Origin of the sequence: Serratia rubidaea, from assembly GCF_016026735.1 — a bacterium.
Lineage (GTDB): Bacteria > Pseudomonadota > Gammaproteobacteria > Enterobacterales > Enterobacteriaceae > Serratia_B > Serratia_B rubidaea.
This window is the reverse complement of sequence record NZ_CP065640.1, coordinates 1,125,334-1,145,616: the sequence shown is the minus strand read 5'-3', so window position 1 is coordinate 1,145,616 and position 20,283 is coordinate 1,125,334. Positions and strand designations below refer to the sequence as shown.

The following is a 20,283-nucleotide window of genomic DNA, read 5'->3' as shown; positions in this document are numbered from 1 at the left end:
CACTGTTAGCTTCAATGTCATCTGTTAACCATCATACTGCAAAAATCGCGCATGGGTGAGGAGCGCCCGTTTCATGGAATTAAGTTTGTTTCTTTCGCTGCTGGGCTTCCTGTGGGTGGCCGCGATTACCCCTGGCCCGAACAACATGCTGCTCACCACCTCCGGCGCCAATTTTGGCTTTATGCGTTCGCTGTGGCTGATGATGGGCATTATGCTCGGCATGCAGAGCATTTTGCTGCTGGTGGCGTTCGGCGTTGGCAGCCTGATCCTGGTCTACCCTTCATTACACCTGATCCTGAAAATCCTCGGCAGCGTCTACCTGCTGTGGCTGGCGTGGAAAGTGGCGACCGCCGCCTATGAAAAACTGGAGACCGATATTGCGCCGCCCAGGCCGGTACGGCTGTATCAGGGCTGGCTGCTGCAGTTTCTCAACCCCAAGGCCTGGCTGATGGCGCTGGGCGCGGTGGCCAGCTTTAGCCTGGAGGGGGAGCGATATAACGCGTCGATCGTGGCCATCGCAGCGGGGATTTTTGTAGTCAATATCATTGCCGGGATCGTCTGGCTTGGATTCGGCACCGTGATCGGCCGCCTGCTGCGCAGCAAGAAAGCCTGGGTGATCTTTAACGTTTCCATGGGATTGCTGACCGCGGCCTGCGCGCTGCTGATCTGGCATTAAGGAGTAAATCATGAGTGAAAACTACTTCCACGTTGATGCCTTTACCGGCGCGGGACTGCGCGGCAACCCGGCGGGCGTGTATCTGCTGAAACAGCCGCTGGAGACGGCGCAGCTGCAGGCGATCGCCAATGAGCTGCAGCTGCCGGAGACCAGCTTTGTCTGGGACGACGGCGATGTGCTGAGCATCCGCTGGTTTACGCCGCATCGCGAGGTGGACCTGTGCGGACACGGTACGCTGGCGGCGGCGCATGTGATGTTCAACGTGGTGAACCCGGGGCTGAACGACCTGCGTTTTCGCTCCGCCAGCGGCGAACTGTACGTCAAACGCGACAGCGAAGAGGCTGAGCGGCTGATTCTGGATTTCCCCAGCCGGGCGCCGCAGCGCGTCGCGCCGCCGGCCGCGGTGACGCAGTTGCTGGGCGTTACGCCGCAGGAGACCTGGCAGGCCACGGCGCTGCTGGCGGTGCTGGAGAGTGAAGCGCAGGTGAGGGCGCTGCAGCCGGACATTCCGGCGCTGATTGCCGCCGCCGGCCGGGCGGTGATCGTCACCGCGCCGGGTGAGACGGTGGATTTTGTTTCCCGTTACTTCACGCTGGACGGTGGAGAAGACCCGGTGACCGGCTCCGCCCACTGTACGCTGATGCCATATTGGAGCGCGCGTCTGGGGCGCCATACGCTGCGGGCCCGGCAGATATCCGCCCGCGGCGGTGAGCTGTTTTGCCGCCAACACGGCGAACGCACCCTGCTCGGCGGCCACGCCAGGATCTTTTTACGCGGGGAAATTCTCGGGTGAATGGCCGCAGCACGGCAGGTGCTGCGGCGCAAGGGTTACTTGAGCCCGTCGGTTTTGAGCAGGCTGTCTAGCAGGCTGAGGTCGGATTTGTACGCCAGCGTGTCGTTTTCCAGCAGCTGAGCGTGCTTTTGTTTGAAGGCCGAGTGCAGTGAGCGCAGGATTTCCAGGCCCTGAGTGTTGATGCTGCCGGAAGCGCCGTGAATATCCAGCTGGCTGGAAAGCTTATAGCCTTCGTCCAGTAACTTAAGCGTGTGGGGCAGGTAGCGCTCAAGAAACTCGCTGCCCGGTTTAACGTCATTGGGATCCTGCAGTATGCACTGTTGTATCAGTCGGGCGTATTTGACGATGCCGTTCAGCTCGGTTTGCATCGTTTTGGGGAGCGCGGGATAGCTCTCCAATGTGACGATAATTTGCTCTCCTTTTGTGCTGAGCCAGCTCTCGTCTCCTGCTTTTGCTTCGTCGCCGGCGTTCGCTGCGGCCGCGTTTTGTTCCGCACCGGCCGTTTGACGGGGGGCGGGCCTGGTCGCAGCGTTGATCGTTTTGGCGACCCTTTTGGACAACGGCAGGCTAAGGTATGCGGAAAGCAGAAATAGCGCTGTGAAGATGCAGAGGTAACCGTAATGATGAACGCCTTCATACATCGTATTGTAATCCAGCAGCATCAGCAGCCATAGCAGCAGGTACCACAGGTGTATCCAGCCCAGCTCGCTGCGTTGCGATAACAGATGCAGCATGAAAAACATGGATGCAGCCCAGACGCCCGCGGCACCCGTATCGCCGATGAACACCCAGATAAGAGCAGCCAGCAATCCCCAGGCCATGCTGCGCTGATCGTACAGCAGTCCGCGGAAAAGCAGCACCAGGCTTAGCCAACAGAGGAGGATGGGGGTGTTTTGACTGACTTCCTCGGGACTCATGCTGGCATGCAGGGGCGCGAGGTCAGGCGAGCCTATTTCGGTGGCAATTTTGAGATAGAAGCTCGCGACGATCGACAGAACAATCTGTGTGACGAATTTAAACAAGTGGCTGTTTTCATAGCGCGCGCGAAAGCCGGAAACGTTAATCAAGGTCATAGGCGGAGAAAAGTCTAATCCGTAAGTTGTTAAAAGCGTTCAGCATTGTGCTGAACGCCGGTTAGGCATTGGCTGCCGGACGCTGGTTTGCCGCAATGGCCGCCAGCCGGCTGCGCAGCTCCTGCTCCATGCCCGCCAGCTCTTTTTCCACCTCGGCGCGGCGCACCCGCGCTTCGCTGGCGATGGTTACGGTGTCCTCAATGGTGCTGAGTAAACGGCCCTGTACGTCGCGCAGCGTTTCAACATCCACCAGGGAGCGTTCCACCTCGCGTGCGGTTTCCAGCGTGCCCGTTTGCAGCAGCTCGGCGTTGCGGCGCAGCATGTCGTTGGTGGTATCCGCCACGTCTTTTTGCAGCTTGGCCGCCTGTCGCTGAGAGTTGAGCGACAATGCCAGCACGATTTGGCTTTTCCAGACGGGGATGGTGGTGAGAATGCTGCTTTGGATTTTCTCCGCCAGCGATTGGCTGTTGCTTTGCATCAGGCGGATCTGCGGCGCTGTCTGGACGGCAATGGTGCGCGACATCATCAGGTCATGCAGCCGGCGTTCAAAGCGCTGGACGCCTTCCATCAGGTCGCGCACGTACTGGGCATCCATGGCGTCGCTGGAATGGGCCGCTTTTTCTTGCGCCAGGCGCAGTTCCCCGTTCTGTATCAGCGCCAGCTTTTGCTTACCGGCGATAATGTGCAGGTTAATCTGTTGGAAGAACTCGCGGTTGTGAGTAAATAGTTGTTCCAGCGTGGCGATATTACGCAGCAGCTCCACCATCGTCTGTTCGAGCTTTTTGCTGATGTTGTCCACCTGCTGCGCCAGCGTTTGATATTCCGCCATGGTGCGTTCAATTTTATTGAAGAGGCGCCCCAGCAGCGGCAAGGAGGCGAGCAGGCTTTTCTTTTCACCAAACGCGCTTAAATCGACGGCTTTCACTTTGCCCAGCAGGTCGGTGAGCTGCTCGCCGATCGCGCCGGCATCCTTGGCTCTCACCTCTTGCATCAGCGCTTCGGAAAAGCGCGAAATGCTGTTCATGGTTTTGGCCGCATAGGCAATGGACAATACCGGATCGGTGATATCGATCTGTTCGACCAGGCGCTGGACTTCGTCCTGTTCCTGTAAAGTCAGCTGTTCGTCAGCAAGCTGGGGCAGATCTGTGGGGGAGACGGCAGAAACAGGGCTGCCGGTCTGTGTAGTCATGGATAAATCAGGGGTATTTTCCATTAAGAAAAGCATCCTTGTGATAAATGGCGGCACAGATATATGGCCGATTAAGGCGTTATTTTCAGACAATGTTACCTTGCGTTTAGGCGAGAAGCCAGATTACCGCGCGCTTATCCATGGTAAGAGTGTGTGCAATATCTTGCGTGAGCGGGTAAGTTTTATTTCTATAAAGAATAAAGAAGACTTTTTTATTCTTTTACGCCTAGATACGCTCAGATAAAACTGTTGGCAACTGAACAGATCGTTATCAACGGAGCAGAATATGGCGGGCAAACTCTTTTCTCTACGCGGCGCGGCGTTGTTGGCGCTGTCGCTGATGGCGGCCAGCGCGCAGGCGGTCGATGTGACCGTCGCCTATCAAACCTCGGCGGAGCCCGCCAAAGTGGCGCAGGCGGAAAATAGTTTTGCCAAACAGTCCGGCGCCAAGGTCGACTGGCGTAAGTTTGACAGCGGTTCCAGCGTGCTGCGCGCGCTGGCCTCCGGCGATGTGCAAATCGGCAATATCGGCTCCAGCCCGCTGGCGGTGGCCGCCAGCCAAAAACTGCCGATTGAGGTGTTCCTGATCGCCTCGCAGCTCGGCAGCTCGGAAGCGCTGGTGGTGAAAAACACCATCACCTCACCAAAAGATCTGATCGGCAAACGCATTGCGGTGCCGTTTATCTCAACCACCCATTACAGCCTGCTGGCTTCGCTGAAGCACTGGGGCATCAAGCCTGAGCAGGTGAAAATCCTCAACCTGCAGCCGCCGGCCATTGCCGCCGCCTGGCAGCGCGGCGATATCGACGGCGCGTACGTCTGGGCGCCGGTGGTAAACGAACTGGCGAAAAACGGCAAGGTGCTGGCCGATTCGGCGCAGGTGGGCGAGTGGGGCGCGCCGACGCTGGATGTCTGGGTGGTGCGTAAGGATTTCGCCCGGCAGCATCCGCAGGTGGTGAGCGCCTTTGCCGCCAGTTCGCTGGCGGCGCAAAAGGCCTACCTGAACGATCCCGCTGCCTGGCTCGGGGATAAAGAACATCTCGCCACGCTGGCGCGGCTGAGCGGGGTGCCGGAAGCGCAGGTGCCGGCATTGGTGCAGGGCAACCGCTATCTGCCGGCGGCAGAACAGGTGAGTCAGCTGGGCCAGCCGGTCAGCAAGGCGATTCACGATACCGCAGAGTTTCTGAAGCAGCAGGGCAAAATCCCGCAGGTTGACGCGGATTACAGCGCCTATGTTACCGACCGTTTCGTGAAGCAGCTGCAGGCTGCGCCGCAGTCGTAAGGGGGGAGAGATGCTAAACGTCAGCCATCTGTCGGCGGAGTATCAGGGGCGTCCGGCGCTGCGCGATGTGTCGTTCCAGATCGACAGCGGCGAGCTGGTGGTGGTGCTGGGGCCGTCGGGCTGCGGCAAAACCACCCTGCTGAATCTGATTGCCGGCTTTATGTCGCCGGCGGCGGGCAGCATTACGCTGGACGGCCGGCCGGTCAACGGCCCCGGCGCCGAGCGCGGCGTGGTGTTTCAGCATGAGGGCCTGCTGCCGTGGCGCAACGTGGCGGATAACGTCGAGTTTGGCCTGCAGCTGGCGGGCATCGGTAAGGCGCAGCGGCGGGCGGTGGCGCAGGATATGCTGCGCCGCGTCGGCCTGGCCGGCTATGAGCAACATTCTATCTGGCAGTTGTCCGGCGGGATGCGTCAGCGCGTCGGGATCGCCCGCGCACTGGCGGCGGATCCGCGTCTGCTGCTGCTGGATGAGCCGTTCGGCGCGCTGGATGCCTTTACCCGCGAGCAGATGCAGGAGCTGCTGCTCAACATCTGGCGTGATACCGGCAAGCAGGTGCTGCTGATTACGCACGATATTGAAGAGGCGGTCTTTTTAGCCAGCGAGCTGCTGCTGCTGTCACCGGGGCCGGGGCAGGTGGTTGAGCGCCTGTCGCTCGACTTCGGCCGCCGCTACGCCGCCGGTGAGGCGTGCCGCACGATCAAATCGGACTCTGAGTTTATCGCCCGGCGCGAATATGTGCTCGGCAAGGTCTTCCAACAGCGCGAGGCATTATTATGAGCCTGCATTCCACCTTGAAAGCGACCGTGACGCCGGCGTCGCCGCGCCGTTTTACGCTGCCGCGCCGCGTCTGGCTCAGCGCATCAACGCTGCTGGCGGTGCTGGCGCTGTGGTGGGCGGTGACGGCGCTGGGGCTGATCGACCCGCTGTTTCTGCCGGCGCCGCAGCAGGTACTGCGCCAGCTGATAACCATCGCCGGCCCGCAGGGGTTTATGGACGCCACGCTGTGGCAGCATTTGGGCGCCAGCCTGGGGCGCATTTTGCTGGCGCTGCTGGCGGCGGTGCTGATCGGGATCCCGGTCGGCATTGCGATGGGGCTGAACGACACGGTGCGCGGCATCCTCGACCCGCTGATTGAGATTTACCGCCCGGTGCCGCCGCTGGCCTATCTGCCGCTGATGGTGATTTGGTTCGGCATTGGCGAAACGTCGAAAATTCTGCTGATTTATTTGGCGATTTTTGCTCCGGTCGCGCTGTCGACCGTGGCCGGCGTGCGCAGCGTGGCGCAGGTACGGGTGCGCGCCGCACGCGCGCTGGGGGCTAACCGCTGGCAGGTGCTGCGCTTTGTGGTGTTGCCGAGCGCGCTGCCGGAAATTCTGACCGGGATCCGCATCGGGCTGGGCGTGGGCTGGTCGACGCTGGTGGCGGCGGAACTGATCGCCGCGACGCGCGGTTTAGGTTTTATGGTGCAGTCCGCCGGTGAGTTTCTGGCGACCGATGTGGTGCTGGCCGGCATCGGCGTGATTGCGATTATTGCATTTGGTTTAGAGCTGGGATTGCGCGCTCTGCAGCGCCGTCTGACCCCGTGGCATGGAGTACAACAATGAACGAACGTCTGGTGATTACCCCGTTAGGGCCGCATATCGGCGCGCTGGTGGAGAATGTTCAGCTGGCGCGGCCGTTGGGCGACGGACAGTTTGAGCAGCTGTATCACGCGCTGCTGAAACATCAGGTGCTGTTTTTCCGCAATCAGCCGATTACGCCGCTGCAGCAGCGCGATCTGGCCGGGCGCTTTGGCGATCTGCATATTCACCCGGTCTATCCGCACGCCAGCGATGTGGAGGAGATTATCGTGCTGGACACCCACGATAATAATCCGCCGGACAACGATAACTGGCACACCGACGTCACCTTTATCGAAAACCCGCCGCTGGGGGCGATTCTGGCGGCCAAAACGCTGCCGGCCGCCGGCGGCGACACCCTGTGGGCCAGCGGCATTGCCGCCTATGACGCGCTGTCGGCGCCGTTCAAACAGCTGCTGAGCGGCCTGCAGGCGGAGCATGACTTCACGAAATCATTCCCGGAATATAAGCACCGCGGCAGCGAGGAGGAGCATCAGCGCTGGCAACAGGCGGTGCAGAAAAACCCGCCGCTGCTGCACCCGGTGATCCGCACCCATCCGGTAAGCGGCCGCCAGGCGCTGTTCGTCAATGAGGGCTTTACCACGCGGATTGTCGATCTGTCGGCGAAAGAGAGCGAGGCGTTGCTGAGCTTCCTGTTTGCCCATATCACCAAGCCGGAGTTTCAGGTGCGCTGGCGCTGGCAGGAAAATGATATCGCCATCTGGGACAACCGCGTGACGCAGCACTACGCCAACGCGGATTACCTGCCGCAGCGGCGCATTATGCACCGGGCGACAATGCTGGGCGATAAGCCGTTTTACCGCGCCTGACGGCTACTCCACCATCAGATTACGGGAAAAGTTGCGCATATCGACCCCCGCCTTTTTACGATACAGGCGCGCCTTGCGCGCGCCTGTCGCCATCATTTTGCCGGTGTCTTCAAACATCTCCGCCGCTTCAAAGCGCCGCATCAGGCTTTTGCGCTGTACCGACCGATCCAGAATGATCTCCATCACCTCTTGTAACTGCGACAGCGTAAATTCCGTCGGCAGGCAATAGACCGGCAGCATGGAATAGGCGGTTTTTTGCCGCAGGCGCTGCAGCGCCGCGTCGATAATCGTCAGATGATCGAAGGCCAGCGGCTGAGTGCGCAGCGTTGCCAGCGGCAGCCAGGCGGCGTCATCCACATCGGCAATATGGGCCTGACAGTCGGCGTGGGCGATCAGGGCGAAATAGACCGTGGTCAGGCTCCAGCCGCGTGGGTCGCGTTCACGGCCGGAAAAACTCGCCAACTGCGCCAGATACGGCGGGGCGATGCCGGTTTTCTCCATCAGCTTGCGCTGGGCGGTGGCGCCGGTGGAATCATCGCGCTGCAGATCGATAAAGCCGCCCGGTAATCCCCATCGCCCCTGGAAAGGGTGGTTGGCGCGTTTGACCATCAGGACGCAGAGCTGCTCCTGATGAACGGTAAACAGCACGCTATCCACCGTGACAATCGGCGCGGGGAAGCGGCTGGCGTCGTAGTTTTGCAGGTAGTCGGTTTCCGTGGACATTGCGCGGGCTCTCGCTGAAAAGGTCTTTGGGACACTATAACGCCCGTCCAGGGCTTCAGCAAGCGAGTACATATTATTCTCATTTATTATCAATGCGTTGACTGTTTTTTGCTGCATGGGTGATTTTTTTACTTGCCAATTAGTGTCCCTTAGACAATTATATAAGTGTCTTACGGACATTAATGATTAAGTAACAGGAGTCGGATATGCACACAACACTGCGGTTATTTCTGGATAACGAGGAAGTTCCGGTTATCAGCGGCCAGTTCCCGGATGGCGCCGTCTATGCCCGTTTCACCGTGCCGGCCGCGGCGAATGTCGTGCACATGCGTATCCGGGCGGCGGCGATGCGCACCATGGATGACTTTATGCAGCTGGCGCAGTTGGTGGAGGCGGTGCGTCACCACTACCCGATCCGTGAGAGCCTGCTTGAGCTGCCGTATCTGCCGTTCGCCCGTCAGGATCGTCATATGGGCGCTGGCGACAGCTTTGCGCTGAAGGTCTTCGGTCAGCTGTTGAATACGCTGAAGTTTGACCGGGTCACGGTGCTGGACCCGCACAGCGACGTCGCTGCGGCGGCGATTGACCATTTCCATGCCATTGCTCAGCAGCACTGCATGCAGCACAGCGCCAGGCTGACGCAGTTACTGACGCAGCAGGCGGTGCTGCCCGTCGCGCCGGATGCCGGGGCGCTGAAAAAAATCCATGCCGTTGCCGCGCATTTTGCGCTGAACGAGTACGGCATCATGACCAAGCATCGTGACGTGCAGAGCGGCGAACTGACCGGGTTTGCGCTGCTGGCCGGCGACGTGCGGGACAGAGACGTGCTGATTGTCGACGACTTGTGCGATGCCGGCGGCACCTTTATCGGCGCGGCGCAGGTGCTGCGCCAGCACGGCGCGCGCAGCGTCAGCCTGTATGTTACGCACGGCATCTTTTCCCGCGGCGTAGCGCACTTGCTGAGCCAGGGCATCGACAACATTTATACCACTACCTCGTATGCGGCGGCGGATATCGCCGAAGACCGCGTTGAACTGATTGATATTGCGCGTATCTACGCCCATTAAGGAGAGCATGATGCTGACTAACCCTATTCTGGCGATTGATGGTTATAAAGTATCCCACCGTGAGCAGTATCCGCAGGGGACGACGCGGGTTTACTCCAACTTTACGCCGCGCAGCGACCGCTTCTTCAGTTCGCCGCTGCCCGATGGGCAACTGGTATTTTTTGGCCTGCAGGGATTCCTGCAGTGGTTTATGGTGGATTTGTTCAATCAGCAGTTCTTTGCCCGGCCGGAAGAGCAGGTGGTTGGGGAATATAAGGCGCTGATGGACAGCTATATCGGTCAGGGCCGGGTGTCCGTCGAGCATATCCGCGCGCTGCATCGGTTGGGGTATCTGCCGTTGCATATCAAGGGACTGGATGAGGGCAGCAAGGTCAATATGAAGGTGCCGGTGCTGACCATCACCAATACCCGCGATGAGTTCTTCTGGCTGGTGAACTATCTGGAAACGGTGATTTCCGCAGAGTTGTGGAAGGCCTCGACCAACGCCACCATTGCCCATCACTACCGTAAGATTTGCCAGATGTGGGCGGCGCGCACCTGTGATGATATGACGCACCTGGATTTTCAGAGCCATGACTTTTCCTTCCGCGGCATGTCGGGCATGCACGACGTGGCGCAGGCCGGTGCCGGCCACCTGCTCAGTTTTAAAGGCACCGATAATATTCCGTCCATTCTGTATGCGCAGCGCTACTACCCCACCGACGGCGACTATTTTGTCGCCGGCAGTATCCCGGCCACCGAGCACAGCGTGATGTGCATGGGGGAACAGGACGCGGAGATTGAAACCTTCCGCCGTCTGATTGAGGACCTGTACCCGCAGGGGCTGGTTTCCATCGTATCGGATACCTGGGATTACTGGCGGGTGCTGACCGAGTTTACCCGCGAGCTGAAAGCGAAAATTATGGCGCGCGACGGCCGGGTGGTGTTTCGCCCGGACAGCGGCGACCCGGTAGCCATCCTGTGCGGCAGCGGTGCGGATTACGACCGTAGTCCGACGCGCAGCGCGGAAGAAAAAGGCTCGGTGGAAGTGCTGTGGGAAATTTTTGGCGGCACGGTAAACAGCAAGGGTTACAAGGTGCTGGATCCTCACGTCGGGCTGATTTACGGCGATTCGATTACGCTGGAGCGCGCACAGGAGATTCTGCGCCGCCTGGAAGCGAAAGGGTTCGCCAGCTCCAACGTGGTGTTCGGCGTGGGTTCTTTTACCTATCAGTATCATACCCGCGACACCTTTGGCTTTGCGATGAAGGCGACCTACGGCGAGGTGCAGGGCGTCGGGCGTCCGATTTTCAAACAGCCGAAAACCGACGGCGGCTTAAAGCGGTCGGCGCGTGGTCTGTTACGGGTGATTCGGGATGAGCGCGGCGACTACCAACTGCTGGATAACCAAAGCTGGCAGCAGGAGCGGCAGGGCGAACTGAAAACCCGCTTCCTGGACGGCAAGCTGTATCATCAGGAGTCGTTAGAGCAGGTCCGCCAGCGGCTGAGCGCGACGCTGGCGGAGTGACGGGCGTTTAACTCTCGGCGTCGAACGCCTGGGTCAGCTGTTCCAGCTGTTCCTGCGCCTCCAGCCAGGTCATTTCCGTTTCTTCCAACGAGGATTTGGCCTGGCTTTGCCGCTGCAGGCAATCGGTCAGTTCGGCCTTGCGGCTGATGTCGTACAGCGCGGAGTCCGCCAGCTGTTCTTCCACCTGCGCCAGCTCGGCGCCCAGCTTTTCCATCTGCTGTTCCAGTTTGGCGATCTGCTTGCGCAGCGGCTGGGTTTGCGTGCGGAACTCGGCGGCGCGGCGCTTTTGATCCTTACGCGCCTGCGCGCTGTTGCCGCCATCCTGTTTCGGCGCGGCGTCCTGCTGTGCCTGCTGTTTTTGCAGATCGCTGAGCCACTGCTGGTAATCTTCCAGATCGCCGGCGAACGGCTCGACCTGGCCGTCGTGCACCAGATACAGATCGTCGGTGGTTGAACGCAGCAGGTGACGGTCGTGCGACACCACCACCAACGCGCCTTCGAAGTCGATCAGCGCTTCGGTCAGCGCCTGACGCATATCCAGATCCAGGTGGTTGGTCGGTTCATCAAGCAGCAGCAGGTTAGGGCGCTGCCAGACGATCAGCGCCAGCACCAGACGGGCTTTCTCCCCGCCGGAGAAGCGGCCGGTCGCCTCGCTCACTTTGTCGCCCTGGAAGCCGAAGCCGCCGAGGTAGTCGCGCAGCTGCTGTTCCAGCACGCGCGGCGCCATGCGACTCAGGTGCTGCAGCGGCGATTCGTCGGCGCGCAGGAATTCCAGCTGATGCTGGGCGAAATAGCCCAGCTTGATGCCTTTCGCCAGGCCTATTTCACCGCTGAGCGGCGCCAGTTCGTCCGCCAGCAGCTTAATCAGGGTGGATTTGCCGGCGCCGTTGCGCCCCAGCAGGCCGATGCGCGAGCCGGGCACCAGGTTCAGTTTGATTGACTGCAGGATCACTTTATCGCCATAGCCGGCGCTGACTTTTTCCATCCGCAGCAGCGGATTGGGCAGGCTCTCCGGCTCGCGGAAGCTGAAGCTGAACGGGTTGTCGACGTGCGCCGGCGCGATCAGCTCCATGCGTTCGAGCATCTTGATGCGGCTTTGCGCCTGCTTGGCTTTGGTGGCCTTGGCGCGGAACCGTTCGATATAGCTCTGCAGATGCGCCACCTTTTCCTGCTGAGTCTGGTACAGCGACTGCTGCTGCGCCAGCTTGGTGGCGCGCTGACGTTCGAACGAAGAGTAGTTGCCGGTGTATTCGTTAATGGTCTGCTGTTCGATGTGCAGGATTTTATCGACGATCGGATCGAGGAAGTCGCGGTCGTGCGAGATCAGCACCAGCGTGCCGGGATAGCTTTTCAGCCAGCGTTCCAGCCAGATGACCGCGTCCAGATCCAGGTGGTTGGTCGGTTCATCAAGCAGCAGCAGGTCGGAACGGCACAGCAGCGCCTGCGCCAGGTTGAGACGCATGCGCCAGCCGCCGGAGAAGGCGCGCACCGGGCTTTGCAGCTGCTCATTGGAAAAACCAAGGCCGTGCAGCAGGCTGGCGGCGCGGGCGCGGATGGTCCAGGCGTCGATGGCGTCCAGCTTACCGTGCAGCGTGGCGATGGCATTGCCGTCGTTACGTTCGTTGGCCAGCTGCAGCTCCGCTTCCAACTGGCGGAATTCGCGGTCGCCGTCAATCACATACTCCAGCGCCGGCACATCCAGCGCCGGCGTCTCCTGGTTCACCCAGGCCAGCGCCCAGCTGCCGGGGAAGGTGTAACTGCCGCCGTCGGCGGAAAGTTCACCCTTTAGCAGCGACAGCAGGGTCGATTTGCCGCAGCCGTTTTTACCCACCAGACCAACTTTCTGCCCGGGGTTAACCGTGGCCGTGGCGTTGTCCAGCAAGACGCGGGTACCGCGTCGGATTTGTAACGATGAGAATACAATCATAAAGCGCCGTTCTCTGTGTAGTCCCTTTACTTCGAATTATTGTCGCGTCGATGCGACTCGAATAATGTAGGAGATATGTTAAATTATCATCAACGTAACAGACCGCAGCGAGCGTGCTGTTTTAAACTATGCGCAGCATGGTAACGGAAAACCGTTGCTCTGACGACGCTATTGGAGGGGAACGATGTTGCAGCCGGCCAAGGTTTTGCTGCTGTATGCCCATCCGGAATCTCATGACTCGGTGGCTAACCGGGTTTTGCTCAAGCCGGCGCAGCAGATGGATAATGTCACCGTACATGATTTGTACGCGCACTACCCCGACTTCTTTATCGATATTCATCATGAGCAGCAGCTGCTGCGTGAACACCAGGTCATTGTTTTCCAACATCCTTTATACACCTATAGCTGCCCGGCGCTGCTGAAGGAGTGGCTGGACCGGGTGCTGTCGCGCGGTTTTGCCAGCGGCGTGGGCGGCGATGCGCTGGCGGGCAAATACTGGCGTTCGGTGATCACCACCGGCGAGCCGGAAGGCGCCTATCGCCTGGGCGGCTACAACCGCTATCCGATCGAAGATATTTTACGTCCCTTCGAGCTGACCGCCGCAATGTGCCATATGCACTGGCTGACGCCGATCGTCGTTTACTGGGCGCGTCGGCAAAAGCCGGAAGTGCTGGCCAGCCACGCCGCCGCCTACGGCGACTGGCTGCGTAATCCTTTGCCGCAACGGAGGAGCTGATCATGGAAGGTTCTGCATTACTGACCGCCGGGCTGTTGTTCCTGTTCGCCGCCGTGGTAACGGTGCCGATTGCCCGTCGTCTGGGAATTGGCGCGGTGCTGGGCTACCTGATTGCCGGTATCGCCATCGGCCCCTGGGGGCTGGGGTTTATCCGCGACGTCGAAGAGATTTTGCACTTCTCCGAACTCGGCGTGGTGTTCCTGATGTTTATCATCGGCCTGGAGCTGAATCCCTCCAAGCTGTGGGCGCTGCGGCGCTCGATTTTTGGCGTGGGCACCGGCCAGGTGGCGATCAGCGCCGTTATTCTGGGCGCGCTGCTGTACTTCAGCCATTTTGCCTGGCAGGCGGCGGTGATCGGCGGCATCGGTCTGGCGATGTCCTCCACGGCGATGGCGCTGCAGCTGATGCGTGAAAAGGGTATGAACCGCCATGAGGGCGGCCAGCTGGGGTTTTCGGTGCTGCTGTTCCAGGATATGGCGGTGATCCCGGCGCTGGCGTTGATCCCGATTCTGGCCGGCGGCAGCAGCAGCGACGACTGGGCGAGAATCGCCATGAAGGTGGCGGCGTTCGGCGGGATGCTGCTGGGCGGCCGTTACCTGCTGCGGCCGCTGTTCCGCTATATTGCGGCCTCCGGCGTACGTGAGATTTTTACCGCCGCCGCGCTGTTGGTGGTGTTGGGCTCGGCGCTGTTTATGGATGCGCTGGGGCTGTCGATGGCGCTGGGCACCTTCATCGCCGGGGTGCTGCTGGCGGAAAGCGAGTATCGCCACGAGCTGGAGATCGCCATCGAGCCGTTTAAAGGGCTGTTATTGGGGCTGTTCTTTATTTCCGTCGGCATGGCGCTGAATATCGGCGTACTCTATACCCATCTGCTTGAGGTGATCGTCGGCGTTCTGCTGCTGGTAGCGGTGAAATACGGCGTGCTGTACGCGCTGGCGCGCATCTTCGGCCTGCGCCGTTCGGTGCGGCTGCAGTTTTCCGGCGTGCTGAGCCAGGGCGGCGAATTCGCGTTTGTGCTGTTTTCGGCGGCGGCGACGCAAAAGGTGCTGCAGAGCGACCAGCTGGCGCTGCTGCTGGTGATCGTCACGCTGTCGATGATGACTACGCCGCTGCTGATGCAGGCGATCGACCGTATTTTGGCCCGCCGCTATAACGCCCGCGACGACGTGGAGGAGACGCCGTACGTCGAGGATGATGAGCCGCAGGTGATCATTGCCGGCTTCGGACGCTTTGGGCAGGTGATCGGCCGCCTGCTGATGGCCAATAAAATGCGGATTACCGTGTTGGAGCGCGACGTCAGCGCCGTCGCGATGCTGCGCCGCTACGGCTATAAAGTGTATTACGGCGACGCCACCGAGCTGGAGCTGCTGCGCGCCGCCGGCGCCGAGAAGGCGAAGTCGATCGTCATCGCCTGCAGCGATCCGGAAGACACCCTGGCGATTGTGCATCTCTGCCAGCAGCACTTCCCCAACCTGGCGATCCTGGCGCGCGCCCGCGGCCGTGTGGAAGCGCATGAGCTGCTGCAGGCCGGCGTGCAGTATTTCAGCCGCGAGACGTTCTCCAGCGCTCTGGAGCTGGGGCGCAAAACGCTGATGACGCTGGGAATGCATCCGCATCAGGCCTTTCGCGCCCAGCAGCACTTCCGCCGGCTGGATATGCGCATGCTGCGTGAATTGATGCCGCCGCATCAGGGCGATGTGGCGCAGATTTCCCGTCTGAAAGAGGCGCGGCGCGAGCTGGAAGAGCTGTTCCACCGCGAAATGCAAAAAGAGAGCCGCCAGTTTGACGGCTGGGATGAATATGAATAAGTGGGAGCAACAAGCATGTCTGTAACTCGTAAGCGTTTTATCGCCGGTGCGGTTTGCCCGAGCTGTAATGCGATGGATACGCTGGCCGTCTGGCGCGAAGATCAGGTTGAAGTGGTGGAGTGCGTGAAGTGCGGCCATCATCAGCGCCAGACGGAGCAACAGGTGGAAAAACACGTGCGTCCGCAAGAGCAGGTTATCGGGATTTTCCAACCGGAATAGCGCCGTTTGCCGCGATTTTTTATGCTGGAGGGTACAGCGGAGTAGATTTCCGTTACAATCTACCCGTTAGAGTTGCTGCCGGCGCAGGTTGGCGCAGCTGAAAGTATCCAACGGTAGGAGATATCATGAAAGTAGCAAAAGACTCGGTAGTCAGCCTGGCTTACCAAGTACGTACAGAAGACGGTGTTTTGGTTGATGAGTCTCCGGTGAGTGCACCGCTGGACTATCTGCACGGGCATGGTTCTCTGATTGCAGGTCTGGAAAAAGCGCTCGAAGGCCACGCGGTGGGCGATCGTTTCGACGTTCACGTTGGCGCTAACGAAGCCTACGGCAACTATGATGAAAACCTGGTGCAGCGCGTACCAAAAGACGTTTTCATGGGCGTTGACGAGCTGCAGGTTGGCATGCGTTTCCTGGCTGATACCGATCAGGGTCCGGTTCCGGTTGAAATCACCGAAGTGGACGGCGATCACGTGGTGGTTGACGGTAACCACATGCTGGCGGGCCAGAACCTGAACTTCAACGTTGAAGTCGTGGCTATCCGTGAAGCGACGCCGGAAGAACTGGCGCACGGCCACGTACACGGCGAGCACGACCATCACCACGAACACGGCGACGGCTGCTGCGGCGGTCACGGCCACGATCATGGTCACGACCACGCTGAAGACAAAAAAGGCGGTTGCGGCAACGGCGGTTGCGGCTGCCACTAAGCGCGTAGCGCGCTGCAGGAAAAGGTCGCTTCGGCGGCCTTTTTTTATGCTCCTGCGGCGCCGCGGTCAGTAGTGGGGAGGCGGCGTCTCTTCCGATTGCGAGGCAATCATGGAAGGCTGGGCGGCGCGCAGTTTATCGGTAAGCAGATGCAGATGCTCGCGCATTTTCAGCAGCTCCAGCTGCTGCTGGACCACCGTCTGGTTCAGCTCTTCGATGGTGACTTCCTGAAAAGCCTGGCGGCTTTCCAACTCTTCCAGCCGTTGTAACAGGCTTTCATTGCCGGCGTTGTGCATGGCGTGACCTCTGACACTGTTAAATCTTGATTGCTGGCGTTATGGTAACAGCTGCGGCGCGTTTTGCGCTGTGCTATTTAGCTGAGGCGGGGTGTAAAAGCACACATGGCGGAACCGTTTTATGTCATGGCGCCGCAGTGGCTCAAGAAAAGTCTGATTTATCATGCGGGTAAAAATGAGAGGAAACTTCTCTTTGAATACGAAGTCACACTTTGACTCGATTGGTTACCTGTGCGACTGTCTTGTTTTCTTGCAGCCCGCTATAGTAGCCCGGTTATCTTACTTAATGATTGTTTGGGGCACCGCTTCAGACACTGGAGAAATGGATGAAATCTTTGTTTAAAGTCACGCTTCTGGCAACCACCATGGCTTTTGCTCTGAATGCGACTCAGGCTATGGCCGCCGATGCGGCAAAACCTGCTGATGCCGCCGCTGCGCCAAGCACCGGCAAATTCAAGAACGATGACGAACAAGCGGCTTACGCGCTGGGCGCGTCCCTGGGCCGTTACATGGACAACTCTCTCAAAGAGCAAGAAAAACTGGGTATCAAACTGGATAAAGACCAGTTGATCGCCGGCGTTCAGGACGCTTTCGCCAACAAGAGCAAGCTGAATGACGCGGATATTGAGAAAACCCTGCAGGGCTTCGAAGCGCGCGTGAAGTCTTCCGCTCAGGCGAAGATGGAGCAGGACGCGAAAGAGAACGAAGAGAAAGGCGCGAAATACCGTGACACCTTCGCCAAAGAAAAAGGCGTGAAGAAAACGGAATCCGGCCTGCTGTACCAGGTAGAGAAACCAGGTACCGGCAATGCGCCGAAAGATAGCGACACCGTGGTGGTGAACTACAAGGGCACCCTGATTGACGGTAAAGAGTTTGATAACTCCTACACCCGCGGCGAGCCGCTGTCATTCCGTCTGGACGGTGTGATCCCTGGCTGGACCGAAGGCCTGAAGCACATCAAGAAGGGCGGTAAAATCAAGCTGGTTATCCCACCGGCGCTGGCTTACGGTAAAACCGGCGTTCCGGGCATCCCGGCCAACTCCACCCTGGTGTTCGACGTTGAGCTGCTGGACGTGAAAGCCACGCCGAAAGCCGACGCCAAGGCAGAAAAACCTGCTGCTGCGGACGCGAAAGCAAAAGCGAAATAAGCGCTCCCTGTACGCCACCGCCGCGATTGCATCGCGGCGGTTTTCGTTTATTTCCCCGTCATCCGTTCTCATCGCGCCACAACTTTCTCTGCCTCCGCGCCCTGATCACTTGACGCCCGCCGGGCATGAGCTTAACGTCAATACCACGTGAAAATGAAAGGATTTGGTTTCGGTCGCGCTGACCGGACCGGATTCAGACAATTATGTCCTGCGTCTGCCCCTTTAGGGCGTGTATCTAAAACTGTTTTCGACCTGCACGAGCCGTTTTAGCTGCGCCCCCTGGCACAGGCGATTTATGAGGGTGGTATCTCCGATGTCTAATTCGCTTTTATCCAGCGAAGCCGGCGAGCTTGATTTGCTCAATGAGCGTCCGTTTAACCAGACGGATTATGAAATCCTGAAGTCTTATGAGGCGGTGGTCGATGGTCTGGCGATGCTGATCGGCTCGCACTGTGAGATCGTGCTGCATTCGCTGGAGGATTTGAAATGCTCTGCGGTACGCATTGCCAACGGTGAGCATACCGGCCGGCAGATCGGCTCGCCGATAACCGATCTGGCGCTGCGTATGCTGCACGACATGGCCGGCGACGACAGCAGCGTTTCCAAAGCCTATTTCACCCGCGCCAAAAGCGGCGTGCTGATGAAATCGGTCACCATCGCCATTCGCAACCGCGAACAGCGCGTGATCGGCCTGCTGTGCATCAATATGAACCTCGACGTGCCGTTCTCTCAGGTGATGCAAAGCTTTATGCCGCCGGAAACCCAGGAGATCGCCTCGTCGGTGAACTTCGCCTCGTCGGTGGACGATCTGGTGGCGCAAACGCTGGAGTTCACCATTGAAGAAGTGAACGCCGACCGTAACGTCTCCAACAACGCCAAGAACCGGCAGGTGGTGCTGAACCTGTATGAGAAGGGGATTTTTGATATCAAGGACGCCATCAATCAGGTGGCTGACCGGCTGAATATCTCCAAGCACACCGTGTATTTGTACATCCGCCAGTTTAAAAGCGGCGATCTGCTGGGTAATGAACGGTGACGCTGAGTTATTGCCTGTTGGTCACCGGGCCGGCTTACGGTACGCAGCAGGCCAGCAGCGCCTATCAGTTCGCCGAGGCGCTGCTGGCGGCCGGGCACCGGCTGAGCAGCGTGTTTTTCTACCGGGAAGGGGTGCTGAACGCCAACCGGCTGAGCGCGCCGGCCAGCGATGAGTTTGATCTGGTGCGCGCCTGGAGCGAGCTGGCGCAGCAGCATCACGTCACGCTGAACGTCTGCGTGGCGGCGGCGCTGCGCCGCGGCGTGACCGATGAACATGAGGCGCGCGAGCAGGGACTGGCGGCGGCGAACCTGCAGCCCGGCTTTACGCTCAGCGGGCTGGGCGCCCTGGCGGAAGCCGCACTCAGCTGCGACCGCATGGTACAGTTTTAAGAGATGACGATGAAACGAGTGGCCTTTGTCTTTACCCAGGCGCCGCACGGCAACGCCTCCGGGCGGGAAGGGCTTGACGCTCTGCTCGCGACGTCGGCGCTGAGCGAGCAGCTGGGCGTATTTTTTATCGGCGACGGCGTGCTGCAGCTGCTGCCGGGCCAGCAGCCGGAAAAGGTGCTGGGGCGCAACTACATCGCGACCTTCGGCGTCTTGCCGCTGTATGACGTTGAGCAATGTTATCTGTGCGAGGCGTCGCTGCAGGCGCGCGGCCTGGCGCAGGTTGAGAACTGGGTGCTGGACGCCGAGGTGCTGGCGCCCGAATCCCTGCGACAAAAACTGGCCGCCTTCGACGTGGTGATGACTTTTTAGGAATGTCCCGATGCTGTTTACCCTGAGCCGTTCTCCCGCGCAGTGCGACCTGCCGACGCTGCTGCGTCAGGCGTCGCCCGGCGATGCGCTGCTGCTGCTGCAGGACGGCGTTCTGGCCGCGCTGGCCGGCGCCCACCTTGATTTGCTGCTCGCCGCCCCCATCTCTCTTTACGCGCTGCGCAATGACCTGGAGGCGCGGGGACTGAGTGGTCATATTTCGCACAAAGTCACCGTCATTGACTATAATCACTTCGTTGAATTAACCACAGTGCATCGCAGCCAAATGGCCTGGTAATGACGACGATGCTGTATATTTCTTGACACCTCTTCGGGTCGGCAATAAAATTCTGCGTCCTCGTACTTTGCCAATAGTGCATACGAGGGGATTTATCACATGTTTACGAAGCTAGTACGAAGCAAAAACCAGGAGCTTTTTTAATGGCAACAATTAACCAGCTGGTTCGCAAACCACGCTCTGTGAAGGCTGCTAAAAGCAACGTTCCAGCGCTGGAAGCCTGCCCGCAAAAACGTGGTGTATGTACCCGCGTATATACCACCACTCCGAAAAAACCAAACTCCGCACTGCGTAAAGTATGCCGTGTGCGTTTGACCAACGGTTTCGAAGTGACTTCCTACATCGGTGGTGAAGGTCACAACCTGCAGGAGCACTCCGTGATCCTGATCCGCGGCGGTCGTGTTAAAGACTTGCCAGGTGTGCGTTACCACACCGTTCGCGGCGCACTTGACTGCTCCGGTGTTAAAGACCGTAAGCAAGCTCGTTCCAAGTACGGCGTGAAGAAGCCAAAGGCTTAATGGTTCTCCGTTAAGTAAGGCCAAACGTTTTAACTTTAATGTCAAAATAAACTCGTAGAGTTTTGGACAATCCT

The 20,283-nt window shown here is 59.3% G+C and carries 23 protein-coding genes; 18 read left to right on the top strand and 5 right to left on the bottom strand.

The features are described 5' to 3' along the window. The first annotated feature begins 73 nt into the window (after positions 1-73). Together I6G83_RS05350 and I6G83_RS05345 are read left to right on the top strand one after the other, a co-directional pair. Positions 74-676: a LysE family translocator gene (locus tag I6G83_RS05350; protein WP_054305102.1), complete on the top strand. Its 603-nt coding sequence runs from the start codon at positions 74-76 to the stop codon at positions 674-676. 10 nt (positions 677-686) lie between these two features. Then, the gene (locus tag I6G83_RS05345) at positions 687-1,469 is read left to right on the top strand and encodes a PhzF family phenazine biosynthesis protein (RefSeq protein ID WP_054305103.1); all 783 of its coding nucleotides are present in this window, start codon (positions 687-689) and stop codon (positions 1,467-1,469) included. 35 nt (positions 1,470-1,504) lie between these two features. Here I6G83_RS05345 and I6G83_RS05340 read toward each other — a convergent pair whose 3' ends face one another. Both I6G83_RS05340 and I6G83_RS05335 read right to left on the bottom strand, forming a co-directional pair. After that, positions 1,505-2,542, bottom strand: coding sequence for a hypothetical protein (locus I6G83_RS05340; protein WP_054305104.1), 1,038 nt, complete (start codon positions 2,540-2,542; stop codon positions 1,505-1,507). Positions 2,543-2,603: 61 nt separating this feature from the next. Then, positions 2,604-3,755, bottom strand: coding sequence for a toxic anion resistance protein (locus I6G83_RS05335; protein WP_371851014.1), 1,152 nt, complete (start codon positions 3,753-3,755; stop codon positions 2,604-2,606). A 262-nt stretch (positions 3,756-4,017) separates the two neighbouring features. On the opposite strand from I6G83_RS05335, the gene tauA reads away from it, so the two are divergent. From tauA to tauD, 4 genes are read left to right on the top strand one after another with little or no spacing between them, the layout of a single operon-like run. Next, the gene (gene tauA, locus I6G83_RS05330) at positions 4,018-5,013 is read left to right on the top strand and encodes a taurine ABC transporter substrate-binding protein (RefSeq protein WP_054305106.1); all 996 of its coding nucleotides are present in this window, start codon (positions 4,018-4,020) and stop codon (positions 5,011-5,013) included. A 10-nt stretch (positions 5,014-5,023) separates the two neighbouring features. Next, positions 5,024-5,791, top strand: coding sequence for a taurine ABC transporter ATP-binding subunit (gene tauB / locus I6G83_RS05325; protein ID WP_054305107.1), 768 nt, complete (start codon positions 5,024-5,026; stop codon positions 5,789-5,791). Continuing rightward, positions 5,788-6,618, top strand: a complete 831-nt coding sequence (gene tauC / locus I6G83_RS05320; protein ID WP_015962165.1) for a taurine ABC transporter permease TauC — start codon at positions 5,788-5,790, stop codon at positions 6,616-6,618. The genes tauB and tauC overlap by 4 nt, the downstream gene beginning before the upstream one ends. Continuing rightward, positions 6,615-7,463 carry a taurine dioxygenase gene (tauD, locus tag I6G83_RS05315; RefSeq protein WP_015962164.1) on the top strand — a complete coding sequence of 283 codons (849 nt, stop codon included), beginning with the start codon at positions 6,615-6,617 and terminating at the stop codon, positions 7,461-7,463. The genes tauC and tauD overlap by 4 nt, the downstream gene beginning before the upstream one ends. Before the next feature lie 3 nt (positions 7,464-7,466). On the opposite strand, the gene I6G83_RS05310 is transcribed toward tauD, so the two are convergent. Then, positions 7,467-8,186, bottom strand: a complete 720-nt coding sequence (locus tag I6G83_RS05310; RefSeq protein ID WP_054305108.1) for an NUDIX hydrolase — start codon at positions 8,184-8,186, stop codon at positions 7,467-7,469. Positions 8,187-8,392: 206 nt separating this feature from the next. On the opposite strand from I6G83_RS05310, the gene prs reads away from it, so the two are divergent. After that, complete coding sequence (gene prs, locus I6G83_RS05305) at positions 8,393-9,253, top strand: ribose-phosphate diphosphokinase (RefSeq protein ID WP_054305109.1); 861 nt, start codon at positions 8,393-8,395, stop codon at positions 9,251-9,253. A 10-nt stretch (positions 9,254-9,263) separates the two neighbouring features. After that, positions 9,264-10,760 (top strand): nicotinate phosphoribosyltransferase, encoded by a 1,497-nt coding sequence (locus I6G83_RS05300; RefSeq protein ID WP_054305110.1) that lies wholly within the window; start codon positions 9,264-9,266, stop codon positions 10,758-10,760. A 7-nt stretch (positions 10,761-10,767) separates the two neighbouring features. Here the strand turns inward: I6G83_RS05300 and I6G83_RS05295 are convergent, their stop codons facing one another. Continuing rightward, positions 10,768-12,687 (bottom strand): ABC transporter ATP-binding protein, encoded by a 1,920-nt coding sequence (locus I6G83_RS05295; RefSeq protein ID WP_062779270.1) that lies wholly within the window; start codon positions 12,685-12,687, stop codon positions 10,768-10,770. A gap of 184 nt (positions 12,688-12,871) precedes the next feature. Between I6G83_RS05295 and kefG the strand changes: the two genes are divergently transcribed. The 4 genes from kefG (at position 12,872) to slyD (ending at position 16,160) form a co-directional block, all read left to right on the top strand. Then, positions 12,872-13,423, top strand: coding sequence for a glutathione-regulated potassium-efflux system ancillary protein KefG (kefG, locus tag I6G83_RS05290; RefSeq protein WP_054307783.1), 552 nt, complete (start codon positions 12,872-12,874; stop codon positions 13,421-13,423). A 2-nt stretch (positions 13,424-13,425) separates the two neighbouring features. Further along, positions 13,426-15,231: a glutathione-regulated potassium-efflux system protein KefB gene (kefB, locus tag I6G83_RS05285; RefSeq protein ID WP_054307782.1), complete on the top strand. Its 1,806-nt coding sequence runs from the start codon at positions 13,426-13,428 to the stop codon at positions 15,229-15,231. A 15-nt stretch (positions 15,232-15,246) separates the two neighbouring features. Further along, positions 15,247-15,450, top strand: coding sequence for a YheV family putative zinc ribbon protein (locus tag I6G83_RS05280; protein WP_015962160.1), 204 nt, complete (start codon positions 15,247-15,249; stop codon positions 15,448-15,450). 125 nt (positions 15,451-15,575) lie between these two features. Further along, positions 15,576-16,160 (top strand): peptidylprolyl isomerase, encoded by a 585-nt coding sequence (slyD, locus tag I6G83_RS05275; protein WP_054307781.1) that lies wholly within the window; start codon positions 15,576-15,578, stop codon positions 16,158-16,160. 66 nt (positions 16,161-16,226) lie between these two features. Here slyD and I6G83_RS05270 read toward each other — a convergent pair whose 3' ends face one another. Further along, positions 16,227-16,454, bottom strand: coding sequence for a SlyX family protein (locus tag I6G83_RS05270; protein ID WP_015962158.1), 228 nt, complete (start codon positions 16,452-16,454; stop codon positions 16,227-16,229). Between the two features lie 326 nt (positions 16,455-16,780). On the opposite strand from I6G83_RS05270, the gene fkpA reads away from it, so the two are divergent. The 6 genes from fkpA (at position 16,781) to rpsL (ending at position 20,209) form a co-directional block, all read left to right on the top strand. Continuing rightward, complete coding sequence (fkpA, locus tag I6G83_RS05265; protein ID WP_015962157.1) at positions 16,781-17,602, top strand: FKBP-type peptidyl-prolyl cis-trans isomerase; 822 nt, start codon at positions 16,781-16,783, stop codon at positions 17,600-17,602. Positions 17,603-17,915: 313 nt separating this feature from the next. Further along, positions 17,916-18,638: a helix-turn-helix transcriptional regulator gene (locus I6G83_RS05260; protein WP_015962156.1), complete on the top strand. Its 723-nt coding sequence runs from the start codon at positions 17,916-17,918 to the stop codon at positions 18,636-18,638. Next, complete coding sequence (gene tusD, locus I6G83_RS05255) at positions 18,635-19,027, top strand: sulfurtransferase complex subunit TusD (RefSeq protein ID WP_099050011.1); 393 nt, start codon at positions 18,635-18,637, stop codon at positions 19,025-19,027. The genes I6G83_RS05260 and tusD overlap by 4 nt, the downstream gene beginning before the upstream one ends. Before the next feature lie 3 nt (positions 19,028-19,030). After that, positions 19,031-19,396 (top strand): sulfurtransferase complex subunit TusC, encoded by a 366-nt coding sequence (gene tusC / locus I6G83_RS05250; protein WP_102024989.1) that lies wholly within the window; start codon positions 19,031-19,033, stop codon positions 19,394-19,396. Positions 19,397-19,406: 10 nt separating this feature from the next. Further along, a complete protein-coding gene (tusB, locus tag I6G83_RS05245) occupies positions 19,407-19,691 on the top strand; it encodes a sulfurtransferase complex subunit TusB (RefSeq protein WP_015962153.1) in 285 nt (94 codons plus the stop codon). A gap of 143 nt (positions 19,692-19,834) precedes the next feature. Then, positions 19,835-20,209 carry a 30S ribosomal protein S12 gene (rpsL, locus tag I6G83_RS05240; protein ID WP_004930426.1) on the top strand — a complete coding sequence of 125 codons (375 nt, stop codon included), beginning with the start codon at positions 19,835-19,837 and terminating at the stop codon, positions 20,207-20,209. Positions 20,210-20,283 lie beyond the last annotated feature (74 nt).